Consider the following 17,044-nt stretch of genomic DNA (forward strand, 5'->3'; position numbering starts at 1 on the left):
CCGTTACTCCGCGAACGCACTGGAAACAATCGCCGCCTGCCTCGCCGCATGCGCAGCGTGTGAACCCGGCGCCGTCGACGCGGCTTCAGGCGACCCCGCGTACCGCAGCGTTGCACCCGAAGGCACGATCTCACGCAACTGCGGCTCGATGAAGCTCCATGCACCCTGGTTGCGTGCTTCCTCCTGACTCCACACAACGGTCTTCAGGTTGGGATATCGCGCAAGCTCGGCGGCCAGTTGCCCGGACGCAAACGGGTACAACTGTTCCACACGAATGATCGGCGTGTCGACAATGCCCGACGTCCGGCGATGTTCGAGCAGTTCGTAGTAAACCTTGCCCGACGTCACGATGACGCGTTCGACATTCGCATCCCGCGACGGCTCGGCCGGTGCGTCCACCAGGATTTCATGGAACGCGCCGTCGGCCAGCTCGTCAAGCGTGCTCACCGCTTCCGCGTGCCGCAACAGCGACTTGGGTGTCATCACGATCAGCGGCCGGCGATCGAACGAGAGCGCCTGCATTCTCAGCAAATGAAACAACTGCGCAGGCGTGGTCGGTTGGGCCACGCGCATATTGTCTTGCGCGCTAAGCTGGAGGTATCGCTCGAGCCTGGCCGACGCGTGTTCCGGCCCCTGCCCCTCCTGCCCGTGAGGCAGGAACATCGTCAATCCGCCGCGCTGCCCCCACTTCGCGGCGCCTGCGGCGATGAACTGGTCGATCACCACCTGCGCCCCATTCGCGAAATCACCAAACTGCGCTTCCCACACCACGAGCGCATTCTGATTCACGGTCGAGTAACCGTACTCGAAAGCCAGCACAGCCGCCTCCGAGAGAATCGAGTTAGTGACGGAAAACCGGCCTTGCGTTTCGCTGACATGATCGAGCGGGATCAGCACGCCGTCCAAGCGGCTCGTCCGCTTTTGATTGTGCAGCACCGCGTGACGGTGATTGAACGTCCCTCTCGCGCTGTCCTGGCCACTCAGCCGGACATCGACTCCCGCGTCGAGCAGGGAGGCGAATGCGAGATGCTCGCCCATCCCCCAATCGAGCGGCTTCCTTCCGGCCGCCATCTCGCGGCGAGACGCCATCATCTTGCCGACCAACGGATGCAGGTCGAAGCCGTCCGGCACACTGGAAATCTGTTGTGCCAGGCCGCGCAGTTGCTCGGGCGACGGCGGGCTGTAGCTGGCCTTGCCGGCAGCGTCTTCGGCAAGGTTGGCCACCGCCGCCGTGTCTTGCGATGGATCTGATGCCACGGCGGTGTCACCGTTGTGCGCATGCTCAAGACTGTCGCGGCTTGCGCTGACATAGCCACCAACCTGCTCCGATGTCACCACGCCCTGCTCGATCAACTTCCTGGCGAAAAGGGTCCGCACACCCGGATGCGCTGCAATCGCGCGATACATCAAAGGCTGTGTGATGCCCGGTGTGTCCTGCTCCTGATGCCCATACTTGCGGAAGCAAACCAGGTCGATCACGACGCTGCGCCTGAACGCCGTGCGATAGTCGAGCGCGAGGCGCACCGCCATCGCCACCGCTTCAGGGTCATCGCCATTGACGTGCAGAACCGGGGCTTCGATCATCTTGGCGACGTCCGTCGCGTAGAACGAGGAGCGCGTGTCGCGCGGATCCGAAGTCGTGAATCCGATCTGGTTGTTGACGACCACGTGGACGGTGCCGCCCGTCCCGTGCCCGCGGGTGTACGAAAGGCTCAAGGTTTCCATCACGATGCCCTGCCCGGACATCGCCGCATCGCCATGAATCTCGACGGGCAGCACATCACTGCCGTCTCCGGCTGGCAAGGTCTCCGCCTTGGCGCGTGCGATGCCCTCCACCACGGGATTCACGATTTCCAGGTGCGAGGGATTGAACGCCAGCACGACGTCGACTGGCCCGTCGCTGGTTTGCGTGATGCTGCTGAAACCCTTGTGGTACTTGACGTCTCCCGCCGGAAGATCCTCGGTGTACTTGCCGTCGAATTCACCAAACAACGAATGCACCGGCTTGCCGGCAACATTCACCAACACGTTCAGGCGGCCGCGGTGCGCCATGCCCATCACGACCGAACGCACCTTCTTCGATGCGCCATAGCGGACAAGCTCATCCAGCAGCACGATCAGCGATTCCCCACCTTCTAGCGAAAACCGCTTCTGCCCGACAAAGCGGGTGTGAAGGTACTTCTCAAGCCCTTCAGCTGCCGTGAGACGCTCAAGAATCCGGCGCTTCTCCTCTGCCGAGAGCGATGGCTTGGCTCGCGTGGATTCGAGCCGCATCTGCCACCAGCGCCGCTCGTCGGCATCGGATAAATGCATGAATTCGGCGCCCAGCGTGCCGGTATAGGTCTGCTTGAGCGCGGAGACGATATCGCGCAGCGACGCGTCGTCATCAAACAAGGACGTGTCGGCTGTGCTGAATCGCGTGGACATGTCTGCGTCCGACAAGCCGTAGTACGCGGGCGTCAGCTCCACCAGCGCCTGCGGCGGACTCCACAGCAGCGGGTCCAAATTGGCCACGCGCGAGCCAACCATCCGGAATGCGGCGATCAGCGACTGGACTGCCACCTGCTTTCTGGCCAGGCCAAGGCCGTCATCGCGCCGCATGACTGCGCCGGCCGGCCGTCTGGCCAATTCGACGAAGCTGGAAACTACCGGTGCGTGCCGCTGGTCGTCGCGGTCGCTGCCATCGATTGCGGGGGTTTCCCGCAACGCATCGAAATATGCGCGCCACCCGTCCGTGACTGATGTGGGGTCGGTCAGGTAGAGCTCATATTGTTCCTCGACATAAGGGGCATTTCCCCCGAAGAGAAAAGAGGTCTGACGTTCCTGGATCAACATGATGAATCCGTCCTTGCTTGGTGTCCGGTCTCGACTTCAATCGCGACGTATGGTGAGGCGGCTGTAGCCCCATCCCGGCTACACCAGAGTGCAACCAGGGCTCTTGCGATTTCCTGGCACGCGTGGGTTTTGTTCCCAGCCGCATTCTTGAGATTGAGTCTAGTAAGCCGACACCGCAGCGGAAACACGCACATGGCGCATTGACTGGCCATTCGCTGCACGATTCTGGCCACGTCACGTCACGGGTATCGCCGTGGATCACATCGCGTCGACGACGTTGCGCATCGGGCACCGCCCGATCCGGGTCTTATTACACCGACGCAAAAGTCATTTACCGGATACGACGTCTCGCGATGGGTTTCGTCACTTCGCGGCTTGCGCGGATTGACTTCAAGCATCCACGCTTTGAAGGTGCGGATTCTTGCGAAAACTCTCGGTGACGCAGTCTTCCGCAGCCGTCACGGCGCCCAATATCCTGCGGCAGGCTTCAAGGTATGACGTCGCCGCTTCCGTCAGCCTGACCGCGCGCGGGGTCCGCACGAGCAACTGGGCGCCGAGGCGCGCTTCGAGCGAATTCAGCGCCCGCAAGACGGCAGGAGTCGACATTCCAAGCATTTCCGACGCGGCGGGAAGGCTACCCCGATCGACGACGGCCACAAAGATCTCCATCTCGCGCAACTTGTCCATTTCGACTCCAATCCGAATCACGTAAATCCACCTCGCGATTGTAGGCAGCGCGTCCAGCACGGTGATCGCGCCCGTCTTCGATTGGCTCAAAACAGAATCAGGTTGACCTAAGCCGCCCTCATTTTCTTCGCGGCGACATAAGGCGGCTGCACGTGAGTCATCGTCATTCGTGAGCATCGCATTATTGGGCAAATCGCAAGGGACTCTTTCAGCAGACGTGTGTAGTCGAGGTATTCACAGTTGCCTTGGCAAAATTCGCGAACGCATTGGCCCAATACCTGACGTGGTTTGGCTTCAATAAAGACTGTCCATCTCGTACATTGGAACGCACCAGCCGCTCGAATGCGACACGGCAATGAACAGCGCTTCCAGATGCGATGACTTGATGAACACGAGTAGCAAGTAGAACCCTTATGACCACCGCCAACCCTTTGACAGCTCGAACGGAAGCGCCGACGGTCGCACAACCGGCGGCGCCGGCTTCCATGCGGGAGGCAGCGACTCCCGCACAGGCGACGCCCGCCCAAGCCGCGCTATCCCTTCGTCTTGCTTCCGGCTTGATTGGGATGCTGCTTGCGTCCTTGCTGGCCATTCTTAACGAACAGGTCACTGCGCTGGCACTGGCCGATATTCGCGGCGTCTTTTCTATCGGACGTGACGACGGGACCTGGCTGACCACATTGTTCGAAGCGGCAAACGTCGCCACGATGGTATTTGCGCCGTGGTTCGGGATCACCTTCACGCTGAAGCGATTCACGATTGGCGCCGTGCTGGCTACGATGCTCTTTGGGGTCCTTTGCCCCTTCGCGCCGAATCTCCCGACGCTTTATCTGCTGCGCGTCCTCCAGGGAATCGCCGGCGGATGCCTGCCGCCGATGCTGATTATCGTCGCGCTGCGTTATCTCCCGCCGAAGGTCAAGCTGTACGGGCTCGCCGGATATGCACTCACCGCGACCTTCGGTCCAGCGGTCGGCACCCCGCTCGCAGCGCTGTGGACCGAATATGTCAGCTGGAAAATGGTCTTCTGGCAAATCGTCCCGCTTGGGATCGTGAGCTGCGTGGCCATCCAGCTGGGCCTTCCGGCGGACCCGCTCAAGCTCGAGCGACTCCGTTCCTTCAACTTGGCCGGATTCCTGACGGGATTCCCGGCGGTGGCCATGCTCGTGATCGGACTCCTGCAGGGCGATCGTCTTGACTGGCTGAATTCCGAGTTCATCCGCGTGATGTTTGGTGGAGGGGTGCTCCTGTTCGTGGCGTTCCTCGTCAACGAATGGTTTCAGCCGACGCCTTTCTTCAAGCTCCAGCTGCTGTCGCGAAGAAACTTCTCGCACGGGCTGCTGACACTCGCCGGCGCGGTGACATTGCTGGTGGGCGTGGCGGCCATACCGGGCCAGTATCTCGCCAAGATTCACACCTACCGGCCGCTTCAAACGGCGCCCTTGTCGTTGCTGGTTGCGATCCCGCTACTGGTTGCGCTTCCTTTGACGGCCGCTGTCCTGAATCTCCGGCGCGTCGATTATCGATCGGTCCTGGCCATTGGGCTGTCGCTCATGGTCACGACCTGCCTGATGGGTAGCTTCATGACCGCCGAGTGGGTTCGCGAGAATTTCTACCTGCTCCAGTCCTTGCAGATCGCCGCGCAGCCGATGGTGATCATGTCGATCCTGATGGGCGTGACGACGGGCTTGCCGCCAACCGAAGGTCCGTTTGCATCGGCGATGTTCAACTCGCTCAAGACCTTCTCCGCGGCTGCAGCCACTGGCCTGATCGAAGGATTGGGCACGAGCCGCGAGCACTTTCATTCGAACATGCTGGTGGACCAGTTGGGTAACCACGCGCTCGTGACGAGCTATAGCGTTAATGCCGCACACAGTCTCGGTCAACTCGCCCACCGCATTCACGAGCAGGTCGTGGTGCTGACCTCCGCGGATCTCTATCGCGTGATGGCAGGTGTTGCCGTTGCCACGCTGGTTCTTGTGCCGATATTACCCGTGCGTATCTATCCGCCTTGGTGCACTACGCCGCCCTCTTCTCATTAAGGGACGATTATCATGTCTTCCGCCACCCGATCTCCTCTCAAAATCGCTCGCGCCACCGCGACCATCGTTGCCGCCGGCATCGCTGTCTGGGCTTGTGTCAAGCTTCTCGGCAACCCGGATACCGAATCCACCAACGACGCCTACGTCACGGCTGATTTCACGCTCGTCGCACCACGTATCGCCGGCCAGGTATCCGAAGTATTGGTCAGCGACAATCAGTGGGTCAAAGCCGGCCAATTGATGGTGCGCATCGATGACCGCGATTTCCGGGCGGCGTTGCTGAGTGCGCAGGCGGATGTGGCGGCAGCCAGGGCATCCGTCGCCAACTACGACGCCGAGATTGCGCGGCACCCCTCGCTCGTCGAACAGGCCCGTGCCACGCTTCGATCCGACGAGGCCTCGATTGCGTTTGCAAAGGCGAACGCTTCGCGCTACCAGAATCTCTCCGACGCCGGTGCCGGAACCACGCAAGAGCAACAGCACGCATCGACCGCGCTCGCCGAGAAGCTTGCGCAGCAGTCCCACGATCGCGCCGTGTTGAGTACGACCGAGCAGAACCTCGACGTGCTGCGCACCCAACGCGACAAGGCGGCCAGCGCGTTGGCGCACGCCGAAGCGGCACAGGAGCAGGCCAGACTCAATCTGTCCTATACGGAGATCCACGCGCCGGTAGACGGCAAGGTTGGCAGACGCTCGGCGCGGGTCGGCGCATTCGTGACGCCTGGCGCACCGGTGCTCGCGATTGTGCCGATTACCGATGCCTATATCGTCGCCAACTTCCAGGAGAACCAGATCACCCACATGCGGCCTGGCGACAGCGTGCGTATCAAGGTCGACAGCTTTCCTGGCGTCGTGATCCAAGGCCATATCGATAGCCTCGCCCCTGCGACCGGGCTGAGCTTCTCGCCGATCGCCCCCGACAACGCCACGGGCAATTTCACCAAGGTCGTGCAGCGTGTGCCGGTCAAGATCACCATCGACCGTGGGCAACAAGCCGCGTCTGAATTGAGCGTGGGACTTTCCGTCGATGCCGATGTGGCCGTTGGCCACCGTGGCGGCGCGCTGGCCAAGGGGGTGAACAGAACATGAACACGAGCGAACTCTCTATCCGCGCGTCTGCGCTGGCGATACTGGCGAGCCTCGCGATGGCGGGCTGCGCCGTCGGGCCGGACTTCGAACGTCCGAGCACAACCACGCCGCCCGACATCTTCGAACGCACCCAGCCTGCGGAAGCACCGAGCAAGACCGTCGAAGCCAACTTCAATTCGGAATGGTGGACACTGTTCAATGATCCCCTGCTGAATTCGCTCGAGGCACAACTGGCCGACGCGAATCTGGACGTGGCCGCCGCGTCGGCGCGGCTGCGGCAAAGCCGGGCTACGCAACGGGTGGCGGGTGCCGCCGAGTATCCGACGCTGGAAGGCGCAGCATCCTATAACCGTGAGCGCGGGAGTCCAAACGGCATTCTTTCGTTGCTCGGCGTCAGCCCGACGGGTGCTCAGCCCCAATCGGCATCGGGCGCCGCGCCGCTCGGCGTCGCGCCATTGCCGGGCTCGAAGGGTTCCCCTGCCTTTGACGTGTACCAGTTCGGCTTCGATGCGTCGTGGGAGGTCGATATCTGGGGCCGCGTACGACGCGGTGTCGAAGCGGCGACCGCCTTGACCGCCGCCTCGTTCGAAGACCGGAACGCGGTGCTCCTGTCCGCCCGCGCCGAACTCGCGCGAGACTATATCGAGTTGCGTGACACGCAGTCCCTTCTGGAAATCGCGAGGCAGAACCTTGACATTGCCCGTGACAGCACGAAGCTCACGCAGATTCGCGTGCGTGAGGGCGTCACGACGGATCTGGACGTGGCCAACGCTTCCGCTCAGGTGGCATCGATCGAAAGCCTGATTCCGACGCTTGAAGCGCGTCGCGAGGCCATGATCAACGCGATTGGGCTGTTGCTGGCCCAGGAACCGGGCGCGCTGCGGCAGTCGCTTGGCAAGCCGGGTGATATTCCCGAGCTCCCCAGGCAGGTGCCCATCGGCTTCGCCTCGGAACTGCTTCAGCGCAGACCGGATATCCGGCGGGCAGAGGCGCAACTGCACGCGGCCACGGCGTCGATCGGCATGGCGAAGGCCGACTTCTATCCCCGCATCACGCTGAATGGCAGCGCCGGGTTCCAGAGTCTCCAGCTCTCGAACCTCGCGAACTGGGCATCCGGTCAGTTTGTGGTCGGACCGTCGATTACGCTGCCCATCTTCGAGGGCGGCCGTCTCAAGGGAATGCTGCACTTGCGGGAGGCGCAACAACAGGAAGCCGCGATTGTCTACCGGCACACCGTGCTGGATGCCTGGCGCGAGGTTGACGATGCGCTCGTCACCTACGGCGCCGAACAGCGGCGGCACGATCGGCTCACGGAAGTCGTGAAGCTGAACCAGCGCGCGCTTTCGATCGCGCAGCAACGGTACAAGGCCGGCGCGGTGGATTACCTCAACGTCCTGAACGTGCAGAAGCAGTTGCTCGAAGCGCAGCGCAATCTTGAACAAAGCCGGGCAACCGCTGCCGCCAACCTCATTACGCTGTGCAAGGTGCTCGGCGGCGGCTGGGAGTCGACCTTCGCGAGCCCGCAGGCTGAGCGCTAACGAGAGATCCGGGCGCCTCCGCTGCGGTTTCCGTTGCGAAGGCGCCGGATCAAGCCGTTTGTCCGAAGGTGCCGCGCCCTGATCTGTCACGGCGCCCTGGAGATTGAAGACACCACGTCTGGTGGAAATCATGTTGCACAACAAAGCTGATGAAAGCGCGAACTGGGGAGATTGGGAAAATTTCTGCCGGGTCGTGGAGGCCGGGAGCTTTACGGCGGCCGGTGATCGTGCCGGCATTCCCAAGCAATCGATCAGTTTGTCGCTTGCCCGCCTGGAAGCGCGGCTGGGCAACAGGCTGCTCGACCGCACTACACGCAGGGTCCGGGTAACGGATCTCGGCCAGACGCTGTATGCGCGGATCGCACCGTTGCTGAATGAGCTTCGCGAAACAGACAACGATGCGAAGTCGACCCAGCAAGAGGTGTCCGGCACCTTGCGCCTGGCGACGCCCTACGAGACAGGCTGGCTTCATCTGGCGCCCGCGCTGGTGAAGCTCCTCAAGGCTTATCCGGAGCTGAAGGTCGAGATCGACGATACGCGGGAGATTCCCGATCTCCTCGAGCAACGATACGACATTGCATTCGTCAAGACCGACGCCAGACTCCCTGACAGTTCGTTAGTCAGCAAGTACGTTGTGGCGATGGAGCGCGCCTTCTATGCCGCGCCGGAAATGATCGCCAAACGGGGGTTGCCGCGACAACTGCAAGATATCGAAGCATGGCCGATGATGGTCGATACCGATGACAGCTTCTGGGATGCATTCGAAGATGGGCGCGAGATCGCGCGGATCGCGGTACGCCCGAGCATCAGGACGCCGAACGTCGAGATTCGGGTTCGCGCCGCCATGGAAGGCCTGGGCGTTGTCAGGCTGCTGCCAAGGTACGTCGAAGATCATATCAAGCGAGGGGAGCTGGTTCGCCTGTTTCCCTCCCTGCTTTCGTCTCCACTCAAGGTCTATGCGCTGACACCGGCGCGCAGACTCGTGCCGCCCAAGGTACGCGCATTGCTGAGCGCGTTCGATGTCTTGCAAATCGACAGATGATGAATGAAACGTTCGCGCCCACGACGCGCGCTTCGGTATCGAACAGCGACGTGCAGGAATTTGTCGCGTGGATGAGCCAGCATCTCGACACCGCCATGTTTCAACACGCGTACCCCCATCGGCAATCGGGACGGCAGTGGCGGTGCGACAGCTTGTACGATGCGTTTGCCAGATACGAATGGGGCCACCCTGCCATCGCACGCCTCGGGGTGGCGGCTGGTCGGACGTTTCAATCGAACTTCGCCGCACGGGAAGCCCTTCGACAAGATCTGCTTCGATCCCTCGGCACGCCTGCCGATGACGCTGCCGTATGCCTCGCTGCGGTCGACGTCATGAAATGGGGCGGCGTGACTGGCGGCAACGTGCGTTGGCTGCATTCGAATCAGGCAGGCCTTGCGCAACGCATTATCGATGTGCGGAACGTGTTGAACGAAGGCGACATGTGTCACCCGCTTCTCGCGTCGCGCGAGCTGCGCTTCAATGCGGGCATGACCAAGGTCTACGCACTCGTCTGCGACGATCTCGTGATCTACGACAGCCGGGTCGCTGCGGCACTCGGGTGGGCGGTGACGAAGTTCTGTCAGGCTACAGGCCAAGACGCCGTACCCGACGGACTGGCTTTCCCCTGGGCGCCGGCCAAGGAAGGCGTCGGGGAGAAAAACCCGAAGCGTCGGAATCCCAGTGAAGGGTCGCTGATCTTCCGCCGGTTGAGGTCCGGTCCGCTGCACGCCGAATGGAATCTGCGCGCAAGCTGGCTGCTCGCAGCGGTCCTCGACCATTCCGACGCGCAGGACAGCCAATTCAGAAAGATCGGAGCGCGACGCGAAAGATTGCGAGCACTGGAAGCGGCGCTGTTCATGATCGGCTACACGCTACCCAGTGCATCCGCAGCCGCTGCAACAGCCGTGCGGGGTGAATCTGCGTTGGTATAGATACGTGCGATTTTCGCTACGTCCTGTCGCTATCGGTCGCTATCGGATAGCCCGGCTTCACGTGCATCAGGCTCACAAGGCGGCCAACAACTCGGCTTTGGTGGTGGTTTGGCGGAAATGATGCTTCCACAGATTGACCCCGAGTTGCCCTGACCTGTCGAGCGACGAGCCGACGGTGAGATCGGTAACGAGTGTCGGATACAGCCCTGCGTCGAACAGGGCGAAACCCGCTGCAAGCACGCAAGTCTCGGTCTGGATTCCGCAGACCAGCACGCGCTCCGGATTCATTTGCCTTAGATATTCGATTGTTGCCGGCGACGGCGCATACCCATGCTTGACGAAAACCTGGTCTGCCTCCACGAGGCTCTTGTCCTCGATGGCGGGGCACCAGCCTAGCTGACTCAGGAAAGGCGTCCGCGTCTCGTCATGCAATTCGATCGTTGCCACCGACGGAACGCGTTTTGCCAGATCGCCGATGCCTTCGATCAGCCATTCTGGCGGCGAGAAAGTGGCCTGCACGTCGACGATAAGAAGGACCTGGCGCATGACTCTGGTTGATTTTCGAGGTATCACGACAAAAGGATACCTGATGGCGGAGCGGGTTCGGCGTCATCCCCCTGGCAGCGCAGCCGTCTTGAACGACCACGAGAAACTCACCGGCTTCCCGGCCCGCGTCCCGGAGAACGTCGCGGTGTAGGTCTCGCGCGCGGCCAATGGGGAGAGTGGCAGCAGGAAGGCCGCATTGTTGCGAATATAGGCGTCGGCCACCCCGTCAGACCCATCCGCCTTGGCAGCCGGGGATACCAGGATCCGCGCCGGCACCTCGGCGCCGTTGCTGCCCACGACCTTGAACGCCGTCACCGCCAGCACCTCGGCGAGCGCGCCGTTGGCGTAGACCATGAGCGGCCGGCCTGGCGCCGGCAGATCGGGCGCAGGGTGTGGCGTCTCGCCGGCGGCATTGAACTCCCCCTGCACGTCGCCCTCCCCGTTCCTCGGCACCGTGACGAACATGCCGGCGTCGAAGTGTTGCCCGCCGGCATAGGGCACACCGTTGGGTGCGGGGTTCGCCTGCGCTGCGGTGTGCGTGCCGAACTCCAGGACGCACAGGTTCAAACCCAGGGCTCCCGTGGTGCTGTACCCGACGCCAATCGACTCCTGGTTCGTCACCAGCGATTGCAGGTGGTAGATCGTTGCGTACCACTGGTTGAAGCACCCAAGGCCGATCTCGCTGTCGTTCGCGCCCCTCGCGGCACCGACGACTTCCCCCACCCACTGGGATTCGGCGGCGCCGGCCTTGCGCGCTCGCTGCAGCGGCGTCGCGTCATAGAAGTCCTGCTCCCCCGCTGTCTCGTCGTGCTGGGCGACGCTGTGGGTGTTCAGGTAAACCGCGTGGGCCTGGGCCGCGGCGTCCAGCGCCACGTCCTGCGCAAGCAGGCCAACTCCAAGGCTCTGGCGCAAGGCGTTGACCGACATGAACAAAGCCAGGTGACCGGACCCGTCACTGTAGCTTGGCTCCGGGATGCTCATCCTCGGCGCGAGAAATCCGAAGGCCATCGGGGCCTGGGTGGCCGGCGGTACGTCACCGCCAGCCCACGCGGCGCTTGCCGCGCCCAGCACGACCGCGAGTGCCGTGACGCGCGGCGTGTTCTTCCTCACCGTCATAGGCCTGCAGGCAGGTGGATTGCCGCTCATTGGGGATGGGCGGAGCGGCCGGGCACCGGCTGCTCACTTGTATGTCGACCGCAGTACTATCGACACGGCGGCGCAAATCATTTAGCCCGGTGCAGAACAACGTCCCGCAGCCAAATCGCTCCCTCTCTCCGTCGAATTTCCAACGTAGAATTCACCTGCCGGCCGCGATGCATCGGCGCAATGTCTTTACATTTGAGATGTACGTCGATCACGTCGATCTTCTGACTCTTTATTTCCTTGCGATCGGAACGCTTCTCGCCAGTGCCGGCATGACGTTCTGGGAGCATCTGACCCATCCCACGCGCAGCAAGTCGCTGCGGATTCTGGCGGCAGGCTTCGCAACGCTGGCGATCGGCTGCGCAACGGTGCTGTTCCGGCGTGACCTGCCCGGAGCGGTCGGCTCCGCCATCAGCAATCTCGTCATTCTCAGCGGCTATCTACTGGTCCTCAACGGCGTCGCGTCGTTGAGCGGCCGGCGGTATCGTGCCGCTTCGGCCGGTGTGCTCATTGGGATGGCGCTGGTGTGGGCGGCCCTGGGCGCGCGGTGGCAGGACGTCGTGTGGAACTACGTCAGCGCGATTCCGATCGCCGTGGTGAGCGCGATGACGGCTCGGGAGATGTGGCGATGTGACGCGATGAAGCCGCTGCATTCGCGGCATATCGTCGTGGTGGTGACGGGCATCCATGCCCTGCTTTATGCCGCGAGGGCATTTGTGCTGCCCTGGCTGGTGGCGGCGTACGGGCAGCCGATACAGTCGCTCGCCAGCAAGATCACGATGTACGAGGGCGTCCTGTATTCGGTCATCTTGCCGATGACCCTGCTGAAGCTCATTCGCGAGGAGACCCACGGCCAGCTCTTGCGCGAATCCCAGACCGATTATCTGACCCGCCTGGGCAATCGCCGATGGTTCTTTGAACAGGGCGCACGCATCATTGGCGGCATGGGAGGATGCGGGCCAGTTTCGGTGCTCGCGTTCGACCTCGATCGCTTCAAGGCCATCAATGATCGATATGGTCACCAGACCGGTGACAAGGTGCTGAAGTCATTTGCTGAAATCGCCCGCAGCGTGGTGGGGCCCGACGCGATCCTCGCGCGTATCGGCGGCGAAGAGTTCGCCGCGCTGCTGTCAGGCGACGATGCACGCCGCGCCAGGGCGCTGGGCGAAACCGTCGCGAAGCGTTTCGCCGAGACCATCCCCAACCAGATCGACGGTATCGGGATACCGACAACGGTCAGCATTGGTCTGGCGCAGTTCGACAATGACGTGCCCGCGCTTGCCGACGGACTTGCCGCTGCGGACCAGGCGTTGTACCGCGCGAAATCGCTGGGTGGCAATCGCCTGGAATTGGCGCAGGCTATCGCGGCTTCCGCCGTCGCCTGATTTTCAGGGCGGGATCATGGCGATTCAACGCTCGCCAGCCCGCTCCGGCATTTCTCCGACATAGCGCCCCCTCGGACGTATCACCTGCCCCACCCCCAATTGCTCCAGGCTGTGCGCCAGCAGCCCGATGCTGCGTGCCGTGGCAAACATCCCGAACGCGGCGTCCTCGGGTAGCCCGCAATGGGTGACCAGGGCCGCCAGCGCCACGTCGATATTGGGCTGCAACCCGGTCAGGCGGGTCGCCTTCTCGATAAAGCGCGCGATGACTTCCGGTGGATCGAACAGCGCGAGAAGAGTTGTCGCGCGAGGATCGCCCTCAGGATAGAGGTGATGTCCGAAACCGGCCAACGGCAAGCCGGTGGACAGATGGTGGGCGATCACCTGATCCTCGCCTTGCCGCTCCAGTTCATTGAATAGCGCCTTGACGCGACCCGAGGCATCGCCATGCAACGGCCCGGACAGTGTAGTCAGGCCGGACAGGAGGCAGGCCGGCAACGATGCGCCAGTGGACGCCGCAATACGCGCGGCAAAGGCCGAGCTCGTCAGCTCGTGGTCGACCAGCAGCACCATGGCGGTCCGCAACAGATCCGCCACCTGCGGGGATTGCTTCCAACCTTGCGCAAAGCGCAGGTGCAAGGGCTGCTGCCCCGCGTGCGCGCCGAAGGCATTGGCCAGCTGGCCCACCAGGCTCTGGCATTCGAGATGCAAGACGCGCGTCATGCGTCCATGCGTGGAGTGTCCGGTGGCGGCCAGCGCGGCCAGCCCCGTGAACGCCGCCACGCGCCCGGGCTTGGCGATGCGCGCCGAGGATGAAAAGTCGACGGCTTGCTCGGCGTTCCACAGCAATTGCGCCACCTCTTCCAGGCTGGCCGATCCGGCCAGGGTCACCGCGTCCTGCCCGCGGTAGTAAAGCCGCTCGCGCAGGAATGTGGAAAGCGCAGTCGGGATGCTGGGCTCCGCGCCAAACAGCGTATTGGTCGCGAGGGTCTCGTGCTTGCGCCCGGCCTGCTTGCGCTTGGCCAGGTTGGCGACGTCGTCGGCTCGGTAGAGGCTGCGGCGCGTGTCGGCCGGATCGGAAACCGCTTCCAGCTTGCCTCGGCTGACGTAGGCGTAGATCGTCTGCGGCCGCACGCCGAGGCGGCTGCACACCTCGTCCATCGTTATCCAGGATGCCATGGTGTCTTGTTACAAATTTTTATGTTGATTTTATATATCAATATTTTCTTGTCAATCAATCATTACTACCATGCAATCAATCTTTAACGCGCCCCTCTTCCCCGGATATGAAGACCCAGATCCTGCAACTCAATCCCATCCTGATCCCGGCGATAAATGACGAACTCGCCGCCCTTTACGAGGTTCACAAGTACTTCGAGATCACAGACCAGGCGGCGTGGCTTCAGCAACATGGCGCGTCGATCGAGGCCGTGATTACCGGCGGTCACACCGGAATCTCGCGGGAGATGCTGGAACGGTTGCCTGCCCTGAAGGTGGTGGCCATCAATGGCGTGGGGACGGATGCGGTGGACCTGGCGTACTGCCGCAGCCGGGGCCTGCCGGTCACCGCCACCCTTGGCGCGCTGACCGAGGACGTGGCTGACCTGGCCATTGGCTTGCTGATCGCGGCCTGCCGCAATATCTGCGCTGGCGACCGCTTTGTGCGCGATGGCCAGTGGGAACTGCATCCCCAGCCCAGTGCCATCCCGCTTGCCCGCCGGTTCAGTGGCATGCGCGTCGGCATCGTGGGCATGGGGCGCGTCGGCCGGGCGGTGGCGACGCGGGCGACGGCCTTTGGCTGCCCCATCCGCTATACCGACCTGCACCGCATGGATGACTTGCCATACGAATTCGTGGCGACCCTGCAAGACCTTGCGCGTAACAGTGACGCGCTGGTGCTGTGCGCGGCGGCTGACAAGGCCGAAGGCATCGTCGATGCCGCCGTGCTGGATGCGCTCGGCCCACGCGGTTTTCTTGTCAACGTGGCACGCGGCCGACTCGTCAACGAGGCCGATCTGGCCGAAGCCGTTGCGGCCGGCCGCATTGCGGGCGCGGGCCTCGACGTGTTCGTCGACGAGCCGCGCGTGCCGTTGACGTTGCGCCAGTCCGACCGCACGACGCTGCAGGCCCACCGCGCCAGCGCAACCTGGGAAACCCGTGCCGCCATGGCGCGAATGGTGCTCGACAGCGTCGCCCAGGCCTTGGCCGGCGACCGTCCGACCATGAGCCTGACCACCTGAGCGCGTGGTCACCATGACGGATTTCGTTTTCCCACCCGCCGCGCCGTGCTCCCTGCCCGTCTCCGGCGGTACGGATCGGTTTCCCATCGGCCGGGTCTTCTGTATCGGGCGCAATTACCGTTGGGCCCCGGACGAGCCAGCGCCCCGGGAAATGCCAGCCTGGTTCATGAAGCCCGCCACGGCCGTCGTGCCGGCCGAGGGCTTGTTGCCCTATCCGCCTGGCACGGAAGACTTTTGCCACGAGATCGAACTGGTCGTCGCCATTGGCCGTGGCGGGCGCGACATCGATCCGGCGCAGGCCGAGGCCGACCATATCTGGGGTTATGCCGTCGGGCTGGACCTGACGCGACGGGACCTGCAACAGCAAGCCAAACGCGTGGGCGGCCCCTGGGAACCCGCCAAGGCCTTTGACCACTCGGCGCCCTGCGGCCCTGTCGTGCCCGCGGCCATCTGCGGCCACCCTCGGGAAGGGTCGATACGGCTGACGGTCAACGACGCCGAACGCCAGCATGCCGACTTGTCGGGGCTGATATGGCCGGTGCCGGAACTGGTGGCCATGCTGTCGCGCTCCGTAACGCTAATGCCCGGCGACCTCATCTTTACCGGCACGCCGGCCGGGGTAGGCCCCTTGCAGCGAGGCGACGTTGTCAGCGCCAGCGTGGCCGGCATCGGCGAATTCTCCCTCACCGTCACTCACTGACTGCAGGACGTCCCTTCGATCCTGCCTTTCGACCTCACATCGCCACAGGAGACCACTCTTGAACGCTTCCCGAAAAATTGCCCTCGTCACCGGTGCAGGCAGCGGCGTTGGCCACCGCACCGCAACGGCCTTGCTCGACGACGGCTGGACGGTCGTGCTGGCCGGCCGGCGCGCCGAACCCTTGCAAGCGCTGGCCGCCGAGGCCGCCGCGCGCGGCCAGACCGCAGTGGCCGTGCCCGCCGACGTTACCGACCCGGATAGCGTGCAAGCCTTGTTCGACACCATCGAACGCGAGTTCGGGCGGCTGGACCTGCTGTTCAACAATGCCGGCGTCAATGCTCCCGCCGTGCCGATGGACGAGCTGCCGCTGGACAAATGGTTCAACGTCATCAACACCAACGTCACCGGCGTCTTTCTCTGCGCGCGCGCGGCGTTCGGACTCATGCGACGTCAGTCACCGCAGGGCGGACGCATCATCAACAACGGCTCCATCTCCGCGCACACGCCGCGCCCCTACACGGCGCCCTACACCGCCAGCAAGCACGCCGTCACCGGCCTCACCAAGGCGCTGGCGCTGGACGGCCGCGCGTTCAACATCGTTGCCAGCCAGATCGACATTGGCAACGCGCTGACCGAACTGTCGGAACGCATGACGCGCGGCGTCCTGCAGGCCAACGGCACCATCGCGCCAGAGCCGATGATGGATGCCAGCCACGTCGCTAATGCCGTGCGCCATATGGCTTCGCTCCCGCTCGACGCCAATGTGCTGACGATGACGGTCATGGCCAGCGCCATGCCATTCGTCGGGCGCGGCTGACACCGGATATCGCGCCCCCGAGCCGCCTGGCATCGGCGGGGGCGTCGGACTTGA

The 17,044-nt window shown here is 63.3% G+C and carries 14 protein-coding genes; 9 read left to right on the forward strand and 5 right to left on the reverse strand.

Translation table 11 applies throughout. The features are described from left to right. Positions 1-3: 3 nt before the first annotated feature. Together AC1DOX_RS02265 and AC1DOX_RS02270 are read right to left on the reverse strand one after the other, a co-directional pair. A complete protein-coding gene (locus tag AC1DOX_RS02265; RefSeq protein WP_441617697.1) occupies positions 4-2,835 on the reverse strand; it encodes a 2-oxoglutarate dehydrogenase E1 component in 2,832 nt (943 codons plus the stop codon). 390 nt (positions 2,836-3,225) lie between these two features. Further along, the gene (locus tag AC1DOX_RS02270; protein ID WP_441617699.1) at positions 3,226-3,699 is read right to left on the reverse strand and encodes a LysR family transcriptional regulator; all 474 of its coding nucleotides are present in this window, start codon (positions 3,697-3,699) and stop codon (positions 3,226-3,228) included. 236 nt (positions 3,700-3,935) lie between these two features. Here AC1DOX_RS02270 and AC1DOX_RS02275 point away from each other — a divergent pair, with 236 nt between their 5' ends. The 5 genes from AC1DOX_RS02275 to AC1DOX_RS02295 all read left to right on the forward strand — a co-directional run bounded on the left by AC1DOX_RS02275 (position 3,936) and on the right by AC1DOX_RS02295 (position 10,162). Next, positions 3,936-5,561, forward strand: a complete 1,626-nt coding sequence (locus tag AC1DOX_RS02275) for an MFS transporter (protein ID WP_441617701.1) — start codon at positions 3,936-3,938, stop codon at positions 5,559-5,561. A gap of 12 nt (positions 5,562-5,573) precedes the next feature. Next, positions 5,574-6,650 carry an HlyD family secretion protein gene (locus AC1DOX_RS02280; protein ID WP_441617703.1) on the forward strand — a complete coding sequence of 359 codons (1,077 nt, stop codon included), beginning with the start codon at positions 5,574-5,576 and terminating at the stop codon, positions 6,648-6,650. Next, positions 6,647-8,188, forward strand: a complete 1,542-nt coding sequence (locus tag AC1DOX_RS02285; protein WP_441617705.1) for an efflux transporter outer membrane subunit — start codon at positions 6,647-6,649, stop codon at positions 8,186-8,188. Before AC1DOX_RS02280 ends, AC1DOX_RS02285 begins: the two co-directional genes overlap by 4 nt. A 130-nt stretch (positions 8,189-8,318) precedes the next feature. Then, complete coding sequence (locus tag AC1DOX_RS02290) at positions 8,319-9,230, forward strand: LysR family transcriptional regulator (protein WP_441617707.1); 912 nt, start codon at positions 8,319-8,321, stop codon at positions 9,228-9,230. Further along, positions 9,227-10,162 carry a hypothetical protein gene (locus AC1DOX_RS02295; protein WP_441617709.1) on the forward strand — a complete coding sequence of 312 codons (936 nt, stop codon included), beginning with the start codon at positions 9,227-9,229 and terminating at the stop codon, positions 10,160-10,162. Before AC1DOX_RS02290 ends, AC1DOX_RS02295 begins: the two co-directional genes overlap by 4 nt. A 72-nt stretch (positions 10,163-10,234) precedes the next feature. Here the strand turns inward: AC1DOX_RS02295 and AC1DOX_RS02300 are convergent, their stop codons facing one another. Together AC1DOX_RS02300 and AC1DOX_RS02305 are read right to left on the reverse strand one after the other, a co-directional pair. Beyond that, a complete protein-coding gene (locus AC1DOX_RS02300) occupies positions 10,235-10,708 on the reverse strand; it encodes an isochorismatase family protein (protein ID WP_441617711.1) in 474 nt (157 codons plus the stop codon). A gap of 63 nt (positions 10,709-10,771) precedes the next feature. Continuing rightward, positions 10,772-11,824 carry a CAP domain-containing protein gene (locus AC1DOX_RS02305; protein ID WP_441617713.1) on the reverse strand — a complete coding sequence of 351 codons (1,053 nt, stop codon included), beginning with the start codon at positions 11,822-11,824 and terminating at the stop codon, positions 10,772-10,774. Positions 11,825-12,051: 227 nt separating this feature from the next. Here AC1DOX_RS02305 and AC1DOX_RS02310 point away from each other — a divergent pair, with 227 nt between their 5' ends. Beyond that, on the forward strand, positions 12,052-13,236 hold the full coding sequence (locus AC1DOX_RS02310; protein WP_477113994.1) for a GGDEF domain-containing protein: 1,185 nt from the start codon (positions 12,052-12,054) through the stop codon (positions 13,234-13,236). Positions 13,237-13,260: 24 nt separating this feature from the next. On the opposite strand, the gene AC1DOX_RS02315 is transcribed toward AC1DOX_RS02310, so the two are convergent. Beyond that, a complete protein-coding gene (locus AC1DOX_RS02315; protein WP_441617715.1) occupies positions 13,261-14,412 on the reverse strand; it encodes a citrate synthase in 1,152 nt (383 codons plus the stop codon). A 107-nt stretch (positions 14,413-14,519) separates the two neighbouring features. Here AC1DOX_RS02315 and AC1DOX_RS02320 point away from each other — a divergent pair, with 107 nt between their 5' ends. Genes AC1DOX_RS02320 through AC1DOX_RS02330 form a run of 3 tightly spaced genes read left to right on the forward strand, consistent with a single transcriptional unit; the run spans position 14,520 to position 16,990 of the window. Beyond that, entirely contained in the window at positions 14,520-15,473 is a 954-nt protein-coding gene (locus AC1DOX_RS02320) for a 2-hydroxyacid dehydrogenase (RefSeq protein WP_441617717.1), read from the forward strand. Positions 15,474-15,486: 13 nt separating this feature from the next. Then, complete coding sequence (locus AC1DOX_RS02325; RefSeq protein WP_441617719.1) at positions 15,487-16,173, forward strand: fumarylacetoacetate hydrolase family protein; 687 nt, start codon at positions 15,487-15,489, stop codon at positions 16,171-16,173. 58 nt (positions 16,174-16,231) lie between these two features. After that, complete coding sequence (locus AC1DOX_RS02330) at positions 16,232-16,990, forward strand: SDR family oxidoreductase (protein WP_441617721.1); 759 nt, start codon at positions 16,232-16,234, stop codon at positions 16,988-16,990. Positions 16,991-17,044 lie beyond the last annotated feature (54 nt).

The organism is Cupriavidus sp. 01L415, from assembly GCF_056400065.1.